The organism is Sporosarcina koreensis (assembly GCF_042655825.1).
Taxonomy (GTDB): Bacteria; Bacillota; Bacilli; order Bacillales_A; family Planococcaceae; genus Sporosarcina; species Sporosarcina koreensis.
In genome coordinates this window covers 263,560-279,065 of the sequence record NZ_JBHSNP010000028.1, presented here as the reverse complement: position 1 = coordinate 279,065, position 15,506 = coordinate 263,560, and the positions used below count along the sequence as shown (strand labels likewise).

The window sequence follows — 15,506 nt, the reverse complement described above, 5'->3', positions numbered from 1 at the left end:
GGCTTGTACATGAAACTTTTGTCGTTCCGGTTTGAAGGTAAAACATTGTTCGGTCCGAAAGTGAAGAAAGAGGAAGCGGTCTGGGATGTGAAATCGATCGCTGAGGCATTCGGCGAAACGGATTTCCCTTCAACAATCATCGAAGGTATTGCAGGAGGTTTGGAGTTTGTCGAAAAGGTGAGGAAACTTGCCGAGCAAGCTCGGAATAGCGAAAATCCGGAACAATTCAAGTATGCATTCACGGAAGTTGAATGGCTGTCCCCGATTCCGCGTACACCGAAAAACGTCCTTGGCGTCGGCAAGAACTATGCCGAGCACGCCGCCGAGATGGGTGCGGAAGCACCACCTGAAAAAATATTGATTTTCACAAAATCACCTACTGCGATTGCCGCAGATGAGCAGGAGCTTCCAGTGCACGCAGAACTTACGGAAAGCCTCGATTATGAAGGGGAGCTGGCTGTCGTCATCAGCAAGAAAGGGCGCAATATCCCGAAACAGCTCGCATATGATCACGTTTTCGGCTATACGATCGCGAATGATATAACGGCTAGGAACATACAGACTGGCCACAAGCAGTTCTTCCTTGGCAAAAGCTTGGACGGGTCTTGCCCGATGGGTCCATATATCGTCACGAAGGACGAGATTCCTGATGCGCATAATTTGTCGATCGTCACAAAAGTGAATGATGAAGTTCGTCAAAACGGTAATACATCCGACATGATCTTCAAAATCGATGAATTGATTGCCGAAATCTCGAAATTTGTCACTCTTGAGCCGGGCGACGTCATTTTGACAGGAACGCCCGCAGGAGTCGGCAAAGGATTTAATCCGCCGAAATTCCTGAAGGCGGGGGATACGGTGAAGATTTCCGTCGAGGGCATCGGCACGCTCGTCAATCGGTTTGCATAATGCCGTTTCCTACTATGGAAAGCTTTTCTATGATAGTATAATAAAGAAAACTTTATCTTTATTCAGCAGGCGCTCAGACGCCTGCTAAAAAAAGATAAGGCCTCCGGCGGATGTCACGGATTTTGAAAGGAGTTAATTGTGCAAGCACAATTCAAAATCCGGACGCAATTTCGCCGAGGCGAAATTGATTAATGATGAGGTGAACAATTTGGACTTTTTGACAAGTTCGACCCATTTCCATCTTTTCACATGGGTCGTCGGCATTATCATTTTCCTCGTTTCGGCTGTCATGGCGAACGGGACAAAAGGAAAAAAGATTACACATATGATTGCACGCCTATTTTTCGTGCTTATCCTTATTTCAGGGGTTGCGCTCTTCATTAAAGGGATGGATTTCGGAAGAGGCGCCGAATACGGCATTAAATTCCTGCTCGGCCTGTTGACGATCGGGATGATGGAAATGGTTCTTGTCCGTTCTGAAAAAGGGAAGAAAGTGACGACGTTCTGGATTTTGTTCTTCGTCTTCTTTTTCGCAACGATGTTCTTCGGCTTCAAATTGCCGATGGGCTATGAATTCTTCTGATATTGAGCTAGCGAGCCACCGGTTAAGCTTCCGGTGGCTCATTTTTTCGATTTCGCGCTCATAAACCTTGCTGCTGCGCTCATAAATGCCGTTTTGCGCTCATAACCCCTGCTGCTGCGCTCATAAATACAGTTCCGCGCTCATAACCCTGCTACTGCGCTCATAAATCCGTTTTCGTGCTCATAAACCCTTCAACCGCGCTCATAACCCCCTCTCTCCACGCTCATTTAATCTCTTTCATTCACAAATTCGCCCCATTTTTTAATGGCACTCCACTTTTTCTCCCCATTCCATAGCGGGGAGCGCTCCATTTTGTTAAAATGGCAAGAGATAGCTCGTTTGAGGAGGCTTTATCGTGAAAGGGAAACGTTTGATTGGCATAGCTGCCATTTTTTTATTGTTCATTTCTGCAAGTCTACCGTCTGTCGCTTCCGCCAAGGCGGAGCGCGGCATCATGGATGAAAGCATATATGATCTGTTAGTGGACCGTTTTAATAACGGGAATGGGAGAAACGACATCAATGTCGATACGCATAAAGGGAATGCCTTCAACGGTGGTGATTTCCTCGGTCTGGAAGGTCGATTGCAGCATATTATCGATATGGGATTCACGATGATTTCGTTAGGACCCGTCTTCAAGACAGAAACGTATGATGGAAGCAGAGCGCTGTCTTATACCGAATTGGAGCCTCATTTCGGTACGGCTGAAGAGTTCGATGCATTAGTGAAGGAAATTCACAAGAAGAAAATGAAAGTGATTGCCGATTTTCCTCTTGGGAAGGTGAGCGCGGATCATGAATGGACGAAAGGACAGGCATATAAATCCATTCATTCTGCAGACGGCACGGTCGATTGGAATCCTTCCGACACGAACGTAAAGGACGCTTTGATCCAAGCGGCGACCGATTTCATCACTACTTATGATTTGGACGGGCTCCGTTTGACGAAGCTTGATGGTTTCGATGAAGCTTTCTTAAATGAAATGATTGATGCAATCCATAACGCCAAGCAAGGCGCTTACGTATTGACGAATGAAGAAAGCGGGGCTGCGTTTGACTTGAAGCCGAGTGATGCGAAAATACAGGCGCTCCGTGAGTCATTCGTGAGATTCGATCCGGATTCATCCCCAATGGATATTTTCAAAGGAAACGATAAGCTCGAACTGTTGCAATATGACGACTTAACAGGACCGCGCTTCACGTATGATATCGTGGAAGCCCGAATGTTCCCGCCAACTCGTTGGAAAGTGGCGGCGACTGCGCTATTTACGCTTCCGGGTGTGCCGCTTATGACTTACGGCTCGGAAATCGCGGTCAACGGAAAAGAAGCGCCTGAAAGCCATCCGCTTTTCAACTTCAAAACGGACATGGAATTCAAGGATCTGATCGGCGATTTGAATTTGCTGCGCAATGAATCGGAAACGCTCCGCAACGGCGATTTTGAAATGCTGCACAATGAAGATGGCTTCATGGTCTACACGCGTACATCTGCGGATGAAACATGGCTCGTTGCCATTAACAATACATCGAAGACAGCAAGTTTTACAGTGCCAGCCGAGAAGATCGGCGAGAACAAAAAGCTGCGCGGTCTGTTGGACAGCGACCTGATCCGGGAAGCTGACGATGGCGTATTCCGCGTCGTTCTGGATAGGGAGCTTGCGGAAGTGTATATTGCAGACGAAGATAAAGGCTTCAACACGCCTTATTTGATTGCATCGATCCTCGTTTACGTCATGTTCCTTGGCTTCTTGTTCCTCGTCATTAAAAAAGGACGGGACAGAAGACGGACGGAAAATTAATTTCATGAACAAAATAAAAAATGCCTTTTCGGAATTGGCTGCAGCCATGCCCGGAAAGGCATTTTTCATTTATTTATTGATTGAATTTATTCAAGAAGAAAATTGCGATCGTGCCGGGTCCTGAATGGGATCCGATAGCGGAGCCGATCATATGGACTTCCACGTTTTTCGGCTGGAACTTCTCTTCGATGAGCGCTTTCATCTCTAGGGCCGTGCTTTCGTCATCGCCGTGACTGATGGCGATTGTCTGTTTCGATAATTCAACTCCGCGTTCCTCAATCAGTTCGAGCATGCGGCGAAGCACCTTTTTGCGGCCGCGGTGTTTTTCGATCGGCACGAGCCTTCCGCTTTCGACATGAAGGAGCGGTTTGATGTTCAACAGTCCGCCGATGAATGCGCTGGCTTTCGATACACGCCCGCCCTTCGCCAGGTAGTCGAGGTCTTCGACTGTGAAAAGATGTTCCATATGATTGGCCATGTCACGGATTTTACGTTCGATCGTACGCACATCATCGCCCGCATCCCTGAGCCGGACAGCTTCTTGGATGAGAAGGCCATGTCCAAGCGAAGCACAGCGTGAATCGATGATGACGAGGTTCATGTTCGGATTGCCTTCCTTCACTTGATCTTTCATCATGACTGCTGTGTTATATGTTCCCGATAGCTCGGACGAAAAAGCGATATACAAACCGTCTTCCCCTGAAGCAGCGAGTTCTTTCCAAGTTGAATGGAAAAGTTCCGGCGATGCTTGTGACGTCTTTGGATGTTTGCCATTACGGATGGCGTCATACACTTCTTTCGAATTAATCTCAATGACATCGTCGCCTTCCTTGTCGTCAATCAAAACGCGCAAAGGAATGAGCGTCACATCGTTTTCATCGAAAAAAGATTTCGGCAAATCTGAACCACTGTCGGCAAAAATTCTCATTTTGAGTCCCCCTATATTCTTTTTATATTTTTTTTGTTAATAACAATCGTTCTTTCAGTACTTCTGCGATTCCGTCTTCATTATTCGTCAACGTCGTCACTTCGTCTGCAATGGATTTCAGCCTGTCGATTCCGTTGGCCATCGCGACACCGACGCCTGCATAATCGATCATTTCAAGGTCGTTATCTTCATCCCCGAAAGCGATGATGCGTTCACGCGGAATTCCGAGCCATTTGGCGACATGTGAGATGCCGACCGCTTTGTTCAATCCGTGGCGCACGATTTCAATGACATCCCATGGCGCGCCCCAACGTCTATGGTCGATCGCCTCCGCATGGACTTCTGCCAGATGTCTCCGGATTGGTTCGACGTTTTGTGGGTCTGCCTGAATAAGCAAACTGGTAGGCTCGACTTGCAAGGACTCCCGGATGTCCCCTTGCCTGATGACGGGATTTCCGAAGCCGACGATATCCAATAGCTTTTCATCGTGATATTGCAAATACACATCATCCATCACTTCAGCAATGATATTATGGAGACGAAAATCCTGCATCGCTTCCACAACATCGTTGACAACAGGAAGGGAAATCGTTTCATGGACCGTTTTCCAGGAACGGTCAGTCGGATTGTGGACGAACGCGCCATTGAAATTGACGATTGGCGTCTTCAGGCCGAGTTCCCGATAGTACATCGCACTTGCCCGATACGGCCGGCCGGTCGCAATCATCACCTGATGCCCTTGTTCTTCCGCCCGTTTCAATGTATGTGCGGTTTCTTCTGAGATAACTTTTTCATCCGTCAGCAATGTCCCGTCCAAGTCGAGGACAATCAAATGCGGTTTCATAGTTCTGCCCCCTTTTGGATAGTTCTTTGATGTATACCCATTTCAGCCAGCGATTCACCTTGTTTTTACGGGTTGATATCTATGATATCCAGTTTATCGTTATCTATCGAGGCAAGTCAAAACATTCCGGAAGAAAACCGTCCTTTTTGTTTTTCTAATAAAACTTTGGTACGATTTAGAAAAAGTACAGAAGGTGTTCGAATGATTGTCAAAGAGGAAAATTGGAGCAATATACCATTATTGCATATTGTGGATGAATCAAACGAAAATAGCAAACTACCAACCGTCATCTTCCTGCACGGCTTCACAAGCGCCAAAGAGCATAACTTGCATTACGCATATAATATTGCAAAGAAAGGATTCCGCGTCCTTTTGCCGGATGCCCATTTGCACGGTGTCCGGGATGAAGGTTTGGATGAAGTTCAGCTAAGCCTGCGATTTTGGGAGATTGTCCTGACATCGATTGAGGAAATGGCCGTCCTACACAAGGAACTGCAGGAAAGAGGCGTAACGAAAATCGGCATGGGCGGTACATCCATGGGCGGCATTACGACACTCGGCTGTCTGACTGCCTATCCATGGATCGATGTGGCGGCTGTCATGATGGGCGCGCCAGGTTATGTAGAGCTTGCAAAAGCGCAAATGTCCCAATTCGAACGGCGCGGATTTAAATTGCCGATCACCGATGAAGAACGGAAATCATTGCTCGATACACTTGCCATCTTCGATTTGACGAAACAAAGGAAAAAGCTCAACCATCGCCCCGTCTACTTCTGGCACGGCGAAAACGATACGACGGTCCCGTTCGAACCGACATTCAATTTCTACAATGCGGCGAAGAAGGATTATGCGGATGAACCCGAACGATTCGAATTTGTGAAGGATCCGACGGCAGGACATGCCGTTTCAAGAACAGGCATGCTGCGTACAGCCGATTGGTTCGCATCTTATTTGAATGAATAGGCCATCCTTGCTATGATGGAGGCAGAACAGATACGGAAAGGGGAATTTCAATGAATGATGATATGAAGGGCAGCTTGATGGGTGCTCTGGAAAACGTGATCGATCCCGAGCTCGGTATTGATATCGTCAACTTGGGACTTGTCTATGACGTTGAGCTGGATGAAGAAGGCACTGCCAAAGTGACAATGACATTGACATCTATGGGTTGTCCGATGGGGCCGCAAATCGTCGCCAACATCAAGCAAGAACTGATGGAATTGCCTGAAGTGAAAGATGCGGACGTTAATATTATTTGGAACCCGCCATGGTCGAGAGATATGATGTCCCGATATGCGAAGATGGCGCTAGGTGTTCGTTGATAAAACATTAATAGAAACGGGAAAAGGTTGTCTGACTTATGTCGGGCAGCCTTTTTTTGCTTATGTTTATTCCCATCGGGACAGGGAAAATTAAGCAAGCGGGATGCTTTACTTATTGGAATAAAAAGCATATAATTTAATTAATCAAAGATAGTCAAAGTCAAATTATGAGGTGAATGCATATGAGAATGGATGGCGTACAGGAAGATCAACGTACACCACTTGAACAATTTGGACGAAATCTCGTTGAAGATGTGAAGAACGGAAAAATGGACCCGGTAATCGGGCGCGATGAAGAAATCCGGAATGTCATTAGGATTTTATCAAGAAAAACGAAAAACAATCCTGTGCTAATCGGGGAGCCTGGTGTCGGTAAGACGGCGATTGTCGAAGGGCTTGCCCAACGGATCGTCAAAGGAGACGTGCCGGAAGGGCTGAAGGATAAGCAGATCTTCGAACTCGATATGAGCTCGCTTATCGCGGGCGCGAAATACCGAGGTGAATTCGAGGAACGGTTGAAAGGCGTTTTGAAGCAAGTGAAGGACAGTGACGGGGAAATCATCCTCTTCATCGACGAAATCCATACGATCGTCGGCGCCGGAAAGACGGAAGGCGCGATGGATGCGGGCAATATGTTGAAACCGATGCTAGCGCGCGGCGAACTATATTGCATCGGGGCGACGACGCTCGACGAATACAGGATGTATATCGAGAAGGATCCGGCGTTGGAGCGCCGCTTCCAGCAAGTGATGGTACGCGAACCTTCTGTCGAAGATACGATTTCAATCTTGCGCGGGTTGAAGGAACGATTTGAACTGCATCACGGCGTCCGTATCCATGACCGCGCTCTCGTTGCGGCCGCTACACTGTCGGACCGCTATTTAACAGAACGGTTCATGCCGGACAAGGCAATCGATCTAATGGACGAAGCGAGCGCGATGATCCGCACGGAAATCGACTCGATGCCACAGGAACTCGATTCGGTCACACGCCGGATCATGCAGCTCGAAATCGAGGAGCAAGCATTGCGGAAAGAAAAAGATGCAATCAGCCAGACGCGTCTCGAAGCTTTGCGCACCGAGCTGCAGGAGCTGAAAGATTCCTCCGCCGGGATGCGGGAGCAGTGGAATAAAGAGAAGGAAGCGTTGCGCGAAATCCAAGTGAAGCGGGAAGAGCTGGACCGCTATCGCCGTGAGCTGGAGGATGCGCAAAACCGCTTTGATCTGAATAAAGCCGCCGAGCTCCAATACGGCAAAATTCCTGAACTTGAAAAGAAACTTCATGAATTGGAAGCGCCTCTTGCAAACAGTTCGGATAACCGGCTGTTGCGGGAAGAAGTGACGGAAGACGAAATCGCGATGATTGTCGCACGCTGGACAGGAATCCCTGTCACGAAACTCGTGGAAGGGGAGCGGGAGAAATTGCTCCGACTCCGCGAAACTTTGGAAGAAAGGGTCATCGGTCAAGATGATGCCGTGCAGCTCGTCACGGAAGCAGTTTGGCGTGCCCGTGCAGGCATCAAGGATCCTGACAAGCCGATCGGCTCGTTCCTGTTCCTCGGACCGACCGGGGTCGGGAAGACTGAGCTTGCGAAAACACTCGCCGCGACGTTGTTCGATTCGGAAGATCATTTCATCCGGATCGACATGTCCGAATATATGGAGAAGCACAGCGTGTCGCGTCTCGTAGGAGCGCCTCCAGGTTATGTCGGCTATGAAGAGGGCGGGCAGCTAACGGAAGCGGTTCGCCGTAATCCATATTCGGTCGTTCTTCTCGATGAAATTGAGAAGGCGCATCCAGACGTGTCGAATATCTTGCTACAAATATTGGACGACGGTCGGATTACGGACAGCCAAGGCAGGCTCGTCAATTTCACGAATACAGTTGTCATCATGACGTCCAACATCGGCTCCGCCTACTTGCTGCAAGGCCAGTTCGATTCCGATGAGCATGCCGCAGAGGATCTGGTCATGGCGGAATTGCGCCGCCATTTCAAACCGGAGCTGCTAAACCGGATGGACGATATCATCATTTTCCACTCGTTGTCAGGCGATTCATTCCGTTTGATTGCCAAGAAGATGCTCGAAGATTTAGTGAAACGGCTAGATGAACAGGAAGTCGACTTGGAGTACAGTGAGGACGTTCTCAACTGGATTGTCCAAGAAGGAACAGATGCCGAGTTTGGTGCCCGTCCATTGAAGCGTTTCATCCAACGCCACGTCGAAACAATCGTCGCTAAAGAAATCATCAAAGGCGACTTGACGGACGGACAGAAACTAGTGTTGAGCATGGAAGATGGAAAATTGAAGATTGAGAAGCAATAAAAATAGCCTTGGTACGCCGATTTCAAATCGGTGTCCAAGGCTTTTGCTGTTTTAAAATGAAAAGTTCTCATTTCAGCGCGATAACTTCTCATTCTTGTAATTAAAAAAACCATCCACATGAAGTGAACGGCTTTACGGATGGATCAATGATCTGCAACTTCACCTTCAGGAGTGATTGCAGTGATGCAAAGGATGATAATCGCCATGACGACAGCCGCGACAACGCCTCCCATAAAGTTGAAAGCTGGGACGCCCGCGATTGAACCTGCCACGTAGTTTAACATCGTTACAAGCAAGAAAGACCAAATAAATGCCATGATGTATTTCATCGAATTCACCTCATCGTAACTATTTCCTCGTACATCATACCATAGCACGTCCATACTATAAACAAAATAATGTAAGTTCGATATTTTCTTTGGCGAAATCGTGTCAAGATATTGAAAAGGGATCAGTTATCTTCTATAATTAATACCAGGTACTAATAATAGATGATAAGGAACGGGGTATGTGATATGAATGCAGGGTTGATCGGCATAGGGAAGTTTGTTCCTTCGCAAGTTGTGACAAACCATGATCTGGAACAGCGGATTGATACGACGGACGAATGGATCCGCACGCGCACGGGGATCGAAGAAAGGCGCATTGCTGATGACAATACCGATACGTCCGACATGGCGTATGAAGCAGCATTGGATGCGATTGAAAATTCTGGCCTTCACCCGGAAGATATCGAAATGATCATCGTGGCGACTGTGACGGGAGACCGTCCATTCCCATCCGTCGCAACAATGATCCAAGATCGTTTAGGCGCTAAAAACGCTGCAGCAATGGATATATCTGCAGCATGTGCCGGCTTCATGTACGGCGTTGTAACGGCCAAGCATTTCGTCGAGGCGGGAACGTATAAACATGTCCTCGTCGTCGGAGTTGAGAAGCTGTCGAAAATCACCGATTGGGAAGACCGCAACACAGCAGTCCTTTTCGGCGACGGAGCAGGTGCTGCTGTTGTCGGCAAAGTGAGCGAAGGCCGCGGTATCCTCGCCTTCGAACTAGGCGCTGACGGTACGGGCGGCAAACACTTATACCAAGACAAATACATCCAAATGAACGGGCGTGAAGTCTTCAAATTTGCAGTCCGTCAAATGGGCGAATCAGCTGTAAGTGTCACGAAAAAAGCCGGTCTGACGACAGAGGACGTCGACTATTTGATTCCGCACCAAGCAAATATCCGTATCATGGAAGCATCGCGTGAACGGCTTGGCTTGCCGATCGAAAGGATGTCCAAATCCGTCCATAAATACGGAAACACATCAGCTGCATCCATTCCGATTTCATTATACGATGACCTGCAAGAAGGCCGTGTAAAAGACGATGACATCATCGTCCTTGTCGGATTCGGCGGAGGCCTAACATGGGGCGCCCTATGCATTAAATGGGGAAAATAACATCGGAATACTATATACTGAATTTAATTAGAACAACATTATTATTCGTAAAAATGAAGGGGAGTTTTCAATAATGGAAAAACGTCGTGTAGTCGTTACAGGAGTTGGAGCAGTTTCTCCAGTAGGAAATTCCGCAGAAGAATCATGGGAAGCGGTATTAAACGGAAAGTCCGGAATCGGACCACTTACAAGACTGGACAGTGAACAATTTCCAGTAAAAGTTGCTGCGGAAGTGAAAGACTTCGACATCGAAGAATACATCCCGCGGAAAGACGCGCGGAAAATGGACCGCTTCACGCACTATGCGCTTGCAGCATCCATCATGGCAATGAAAGACGCAGATCTCGAATTGGATGAAGAAACAGCATTGCGCACAGGCGTCTGGATCGGTTCAGGCATCGGCGGCATGGAAACACATGAACAGCAATTCAAGACATTCCTTGAAAAAGGATACCGTCGGGTCAGCCCGTTCTTCGTTCCGATGATGATTCCGGATATGGCATCCGGCCAAGTATCCATCCATTTCGGCGCGAAAGGCATCAACTCATGTACAGTGACAGCTTGCGCATCCGGTACGAATTCAATCGGTGACGCTTTCGAAGTCATCAAACGCGGTGATGCAGACGTCATGATCACGGGCGGCGCAGAAGCTCCGATCACGACGATGGCAGTGGCAGGTTTCTGCTCGAACACAGCATTGTCATTGAACCCTGACCCAGCAACAGCTTCCCGTCCATTCGACAAGGAAAGAGACGGATTTGTCATCGGGGAAGGTGCTGGCATCCTCATTCTTGAGGAATACGAGCACGCGGTGAAACGCGGTGCGAAAATTTATGCGGAAATCGTCGGGTACGGCTCTACAGGAGACGCCCACCACATCACAGCACCAGCTCCTGAAGGCGAAGGCGGAGCACGCGCAATGCGTCAAGCGATTGACGAAGCTGAAATCAGCCCGGACAAAATCGATTACATCAACGCGCACGGAACGAGCACTCCGTATAACGACCTGTTCGAAACGATTGCAGCGAAAACGGTTTTCGGCGACCATGCGTATAAATTAGCGATGAGCTCGACAAAATCGATGACGGGCCATCTGCTTGGCGCTGCAGGCGGATTGGAAGCGATCTTTACGGTGAAGGCATTGCAGGAAGGGATTCTTCCTCCAACGATGAATTATGTGAATGAAGATCCTGAATGTGACCTCGACTATGTCGTCAACAAAGCGAGAAAAGCCGACATCCAATATGCGATGAGCAACTCTCTCGGTTTCGGAGGACATAACGCTTCACTCGTATTCAAGAAAATATAAACCTAAAATAGCTCCCCATTTAGAAACCTTCTAAATGGGGAGCTTTCATTCATACAATGGAAGAAAAGCAAAAGGGCGATGTATACATGACACGTATCTTCTTCTTCCTCATCAGCTACGGACTCATAGTCATAACGACGACACATATGATCTTCTATTTCAATTATCTATCACTAGGCTATAGCTGGAAGCAGATTCTGCTGTTCATTATCCAAACGGCCGACTTCACGCTTTTCGTTATGGCAGTCATCCTTCTTGTGATTACCGTCTTCGTCCGAGTCCCATCGCGGACTCCATTTTTTTAAGTGTTGCAGACGCGATTGCATTCGCTTTTTCAGCGCCGCGGTCAAGATGCACGTCAAGCTCCGAGGAATTAAGAAGCTCCTCGTAGCGTTCTTGGATCGGTGTGAGATGTCCGACGACAGCCTCGGCGACACCTGTTTTGAAAGCGCCATAGCCAAGCCCCTCGTATTTCGACTCGAGGTCGGAAATCGCAATGCCGCTTAACGCTGATTCAATCGTCAGAAGGTTGGACACCCCTGGCTTGTTTTCAACATCGAATTTCACGATGCCATCCGAATCCGTCACTGCGCTCTTGATTTTCTTTTCGATTTGCTTCGGTGTATCCAATAGCGAAATCGTCCCTTTTTTATTCGGATCCGATTTGCTCATCTTCTTCAATGGGTCTTGCAATGATTTGATGCGCGCGCCGTGTTTCGGAATGCGCACTTCCGGGATGGTGAGCACTTCGCCGTATCGTCTATTGAAACGTTCGGCGAGATCCCTTGTCAGTTCAACATGCTGCTTTTGGTCGTCTCCGACTGGCACGATGTCCGTATTGTAGATGAGAATATCCGCGGCCATCAACGGCGGGTATGTGAGCAATCCGGCAGAGACGCCTTCTTTCCCATCGGATTTGTCTTTGAACTGGGTCATGCGCTCAAGCTCGCCGATGTACGAAATGCATTGCATCATCCATCCGGCTTGGGCATGCGCCGGTACTTCAGATTGGATGAACAGAAGTGATTTCTCCGGGTCGATGCCGCTGGCGATATAAATGGCTGCGAGCGAACGGATCGTCTTCGCCAGTTCATCCGGCTCTTGCTGTACTGTGATCGCATGCTGGTCGACGATGCAGAATCGGCAGTCGTATTCGTGCTGAAGCTCTGTAAATTGCTTGAATGCCCCGATGTAGTTCCCTAATGTTACTGTCCCTGTAGGCTGAACGCCTGAAAAAATAGTTTTCATCCAAATTCCTCCTATAAATAAATACTGCTAATTTTCGCTACAGGCGGACGCTTTCCGCGGGCGAGCGGTGAGCCTCCTCAGTCGCTATGCTCCCTCCGGGGTCTCCCCTGTCTCGCTTTCCCGCAGGAGTCGCCGCCTTTCGCTCCAATCAACAGAGGTACCTAAAATAAGAATAAAAATAAAAAAACACCAGTCATCCCTAAAAAAGGGACGACTGATGTGCATCAACCGTGGTACCACCCGAATCAGCCCGCAAGCAGGCCACTCAAACCCCTTAACGCGGGGAGTCGTGAAAGGCTACTCGACGATGGATGAACATCTTTTTCGCCAATCAAGCTCGGGAACCCAATTCTTCTCGTCCGCCATACCTGTTCGCACCAACCACAGGCTCTCTTGAATGCCGCGACAAGAGTACTCTCTCCGTCTTCGCTTTTTATAATAGTTGTCAAAAGTATAATACGACAGGGGAAATAAAGCAAACTTAAAATATTTTCCACGCATTATTATATGTTACCTTTGGCACCTTAAGTTTAAATCGACAATGAAAATGGTTTTTTTGCAAGAAATATAGGGAATAGATGACTTTACCTATTCATTGTATTTTTGCTTTGATAGAATAAGTGAAAGAAAGGAAGTGTCATATTGAAGAAAATGAAATGGATCGGCTCTTTATTGCTTGCAAGCGCAGTAGCTATGCCGCTCGCGGTGCAAGCAGATGATACTAAAAACGATTTGGAATTTGCCGAACGTACATATGGATTTGAAACGATAGACGAAGGAATTGTTGCCGGGTCAAAATTATTCCGTTTTGATTCGGGGCTTGTATTTGAATACCCAGACGCAGTCCGCGGAATTTACGTGACGGGACATTCCGCAGGGGGGGCCCGGTTCGAGAAATTATTGAAACTGATCGATTCAACGGATTTGAATGCGATGGTCATCGATATAAAAGACGACTTCGGAAATTTGACGTATAAGCCGAAGGAAGACTCGCCATTGTTCAACTTGGATATTGGCAAGCCATACATAAAAGATCCGCACAAAATGCTGGAGACGCTTGAGGAACAGAAAGTCTATCCGATTGCAAGAATCGTCGTGTTCAAAGATAGCGTACTTGCCGAGAAACGTCCGGAACTTTCATTCATGGATGGCGATAAAGTTTGGAAAAACGGCAGGAAAGAATCGTTCGTCAACCCGTTCATGAAAGAAGTGTGGGAGCATAATGTTGAAATCGCCATTGAGGCAGCGAAGATGGGTTTCAAGGAAATTCAGTTCGATTATGTCCGTTTCCCGGAAGGATTCGAAAAACGGCATGAGACGCTGAAATACTCGATGGATGACTACAAAGAGTCAGATCTTGATCCGATCCAGCGAAGAGTTGAGGCGGTGACGGACTTCGTCGCTTATGCACGGGAGCAGCTGAAACCATATGATGTGGACGTTTCCGTCGATATTTTCGGATACTCGGCAACTTTGCCCGAAGCGCCTGGAATCGGGCAAAATTTCTCGAAGATTTCCGAGAACGTCGATGTCATTTCATCGATGATCTACCCGAGCCACTGGACATCCTATTTCGGCATTGCGAAGCCCGACCTCGAACCTTATCGACTTGTGACGGAATATGCAAAGGTGGAAAACGCCAAGCTCGGAGCTCTTGAGAATCCGCCGGTTTCACGCCCTTGGCTGCAGGATTTCAGTGCGCCTTGGCTAGGAAAAGGAAATTATCTCCGCTACGGGAAAGCCGAAGTCGAAGCGCAAATCAAAGCATTGAAAGAAAATGGCATAAATGAGTACCTCTTATGGAACGCAAATAATAATTATACTGAGGGTGTGGATTACACGCCTTGATTCATCTTCCGGAAGCCTGAATGAATGGGTTTCCGGATATTTTTTCTTTGTTTACTGAAACTTTTTAGGACTTCATATCGTACTACTAAGTGTGGAACGACATTTTTCATTCAACTATTCCTAAATGAGAAAAGGATTTTTTTGAAGTAATGATGTTTAAACTGTTCTTCCGCCGGGTATAACAGTAAAGAAGTGTCAAAGTACATACCCAAAGGAGCTGTAAACCCTATAATATTGCGGAAATGTGACAAGGCAACCATCTGTTCCACTTTTTTTCGAAAAAGTGTATTCATTGAGAATGAATATGTGTATAATAGGAGTTAAGCTCATTACTTTAAAATTATTCTAATTTAATTTTCTAAATATAAGATAGTAAGCCGATTGAAAGGAAGTGTCAGCGAATGGGAGTTACATTATTTACCTCACCGAGTTGCACATCATGTAGAAAAGCGAAGGCATGGTTGGAAGAGCATGAAATTCCATATTCTGAACGGAATATCTTCTCCGAGCCATTGAATATCGACGAAATCAAACAAATTTTGCGTATGACAGAAGATGGAACGGACGAAATCATTTCGACACGCTCGAAAATCTTCCAAAAACTGAATGTAGATGTGGAGAGCCTTCCGCTTCAACGTTTATATGAATTGATTCAAGAACATCCGGGCCTATTGAGAAGACCGATCATACTAGATGAAAAAAGGCTTCAGGTAGGGTATAATGAAGATGAAATCAGACGCTTCCTACCTAGAAAAGTTAGGGCCTATCAGCTTCTTGAAGCGCGGCGCATGGTAAACTAATAGAAGACGTAATATAGCTGATAGGGAGTTGACGGGCAATCCGCCCATCCTATCGGCTTTTTATTTTCCCCTTGCTTTGCTGGCTGATGTTCTCTACAATGCTAGTAACATTAATCACCGACCGGAGGATAACCCTTTCAAAACC

General features: G+C 47.3%; 15 protein-coding genes and 1 other annotated feature. Of the genes, 11 read left to right on the top strand and 4 right to left on the bottom strand.

What is annotated here, in order from left to right:
* Nucleotides 1-9: 9 nt before the first annotated feature.
* The 3 genes from ACFPTP_RS15540 (at nucleotide 10) to ACFPTP_RS15530 (ending at nucleotide 3,290) form a co-directional block, all read left to right on the top strand.
* Nucleotides 10-909, top strand: coding sequence for a fumarylacetoacetate hydrolase family protein (locus tag ACFPTP_RS15540; RefSeq protein WP_381446825.1), 900 nt, complete (start codon nucleotides 10-12; stop codon nucleotides 907-909).
* 208 nt (nucleotides 910-1,117) lie between these two features.
* A complete protein-coding gene (locus ACFPTP_RS15535; RefSeq protein WP_381446623.1) occupies nucleotides 1,118-1,492 on the top strand; it encodes a YisL family protein in 375 nt (124 codons plus the stop codon).
* A 355-nt stretch (nucleotides 1,493-1,847) separates the two neighbouring features.
* Nucleotides 1,848-3,290 carry an alpha-amylase family glycosyl hydrolase gene (locus ACFPTP_RS15530; RefSeq protein ID WP_381446621.1) on the top strand — a complete coding sequence of 481 codons (1,443 nt, stop codon included), beginning with the start codon at nucleotides 1,848-1,850 and terminating at the stop codon, nucleotides 3,288-3,290.
* 73 nt (nucleotides 3,291-3,363) lie between these two features.
* Here ACFPTP_RS15530 and ACFPTP_RS15525 read toward each other — a convergent pair whose 3' ends face one another.
* Nucleotides 3,364-4,218 carry a DegV family protein gene (locus ACFPTP_RS15525; RefSeq protein WP_381446619.1) on the bottom strand — a complete coding sequence of 285 codons (855 nt, stop codon included), beginning with the start codon at nucleotides 4,216-4,218 and terminating at the stop codon, nucleotides 3,364-3,366.
* Nucleotides 4,219-4,240: 22 nt separating this feature from the next.
* Complete coding sequence (locus tag ACFPTP_RS15520) at nucleotides 4,241-5,062, bottom strand: Cof-type HAD-IIB family hydrolase (protein ID WP_381446617.1); 822 nt, start codon at nucleotides 5,060-5,062, stop codon at nucleotides 4,241-4,243.
* Nucleotides 5,063-5,263: 201 nt separating this feature from the next.
* Here ACFPTP_RS15520 and ACFPTP_RS15515 point away from each other — a divergent pair, with 201 nt between their 5' ends.
* The 3 genes from ACFPTP_RS15515 (at nucleotide 5,264) to ACFPTP_RS15505 (ending at nucleotide 8,708) form a co-directional block, all read left to right on the top strand.
* Nucleotides 5,264-6,025: a prolyl oligopeptidase family serine peptidase gene (locus ACFPTP_RS15515; RefSeq protein ID WP_381446615.1), complete on the top strand. Its 762-nt coding sequence runs from the start codon at nucleotides 5,264-5,266 to the stop codon at nucleotides 6,023-6,025.
* 50 nt (nucleotides 6,026-6,075) lie between these two features.
* A complete protein-coding gene (locus ACFPTP_RS15510) occupies nucleotides 6,076-6,384 on the top strand; it encodes a metal-sulfur cluster assembly factor (RefSeq protein ID WP_381446613.1) in 309 nt (102 codons plus the stop codon).
* 176 nt (nucleotides 6,385-6,560) lie between these two features.
* A complete protein-coding gene (locus tag ACFPTP_RS15505; RefSeq protein ID WP_381446611.1) occupies nucleotides 6,561-8,708 on the top strand; it encodes an ATP-dependent Clp protease ATP-binding subunit in 2,148 nt (715 codons plus the stop codon).
* Nucleotides 8,709-8,851: 143 nt separating this feature from the next.
* Here the strand turns inward: ACFPTP_RS15505 and ACFPTP_RS15500 are convergent, their stop codons facing one another.
* Nucleotides 8,852-9,037 carry a DUF2929 family protein gene (locus ACFPTP_RS15500; RefSeq protein ID WP_381446609.1) on the bottom strand — a complete coding sequence of 62 codons (186 nt, stop codon included), beginning with the start codon at nucleotides 9,035-9,037 and terminating at the stop codon, nucleotides 8,852-8,854.
* A 186-nt stretch (nucleotides 9,038-9,223) separates the two neighbouring features.
* Between ACFPTP_RS15500 and ACFPTP_RS15495 the strand changes: the two genes are divergently transcribed.
* The 3 genes from ACFPTP_RS15495 (at nucleotide 9,224) to ACFPTP_RS15485 (ending at nucleotide 11,770) form a co-directional block, all read left to right on the top strand.
* On the top strand, nucleotides 9,224-10,156 hold the full coding sequence (locus ACFPTP_RS15495; protein WP_381446606.1) for a beta-ketoacyl-ACP synthase III: 933 nt from the start codon (nucleotides 9,224-9,226) through the stop codon (nucleotides 10,154-10,156).
* Between the two features lie 73 nt (nucleotides 10,157-10,229).
* Nucleotides 10,230-11,465 (top strand): beta-ketoacyl-ACP synthase II, encoded by a 1,236-nt coding sequence (fabF, locus tag ACFPTP_RS15490; RefSeq protein ID WP_381446604.1) that lies wholly within the window; start codon nucleotides 10,230-10,232, stop codon nucleotides 11,463-11,465.
* Nucleotides 11,466-11,521: 56 nt separating this feature from the next.
* Nucleotides 11,522-11,770, top strand: coding sequence for a YuzI family membrane protein (locus tag ACFPTP_RS15485; protein ID WP_381446602.1), 249 nt, complete (start codon nucleotides 11,522-11,524; stop codon nucleotides 11,768-11,770).
* Here ACFPTP_RS15485 and trpS read toward each other — a convergent pair.
* A complete protein-coding gene (gene trpS / locus ACFPTP_RS15480) occupies nucleotides 11,727-12,713 on the bottom strand; it encodes a tryptophan--tRNA ligase (RefSeq protein ID WP_381446600.1) in 987 nt (328 codons plus the stop codon). The genes ACFPTP_RS15485 and trpS overlap by 44 nt on opposite strands.
* A gap of 203 nt (nucleotides 12,714-12,916) precedes the next feature.
* Nucleotides 12,917-13,149, bottom strand: a binding site (T-box leader).
* Between the two features lie 215 nt (nucleotides 13,150-13,364).
* On the opposite strand from trpS, the gene ACFPTP_RS15475 reads away from it, so the two are divergent.
* Both ACFPTP_RS15475 and spxA read left to right on the top strand, forming a co-directional pair.
* On the top strand, nucleotides 13,365-14,561 hold the full coding sequence (locus ACFPTP_RS15475; RefSeq protein WP_381446823.1) for a putative glycoside hydrolase: 1,197 nt from the start codon (nucleotides 13,365-13,367) through the stop codon (nucleotides 14,559-14,561).
* Between the two features lie 401 nt (nucleotides 14,562-14,962).
* Nucleotides 14,963-15,361 (top strand): transcriptional regulator SpxA, encoded by a 399-nt coding sequence (gene spxA / locus ACFPTP_RS15470; protein WP_060206922.1) that lies wholly within the window; start codon nucleotides 14,963-14,965, stop codon nucleotides 15,359-15,361.
* Nucleotides 15,362-15,506: the final 145 nt, after the last annotated feature.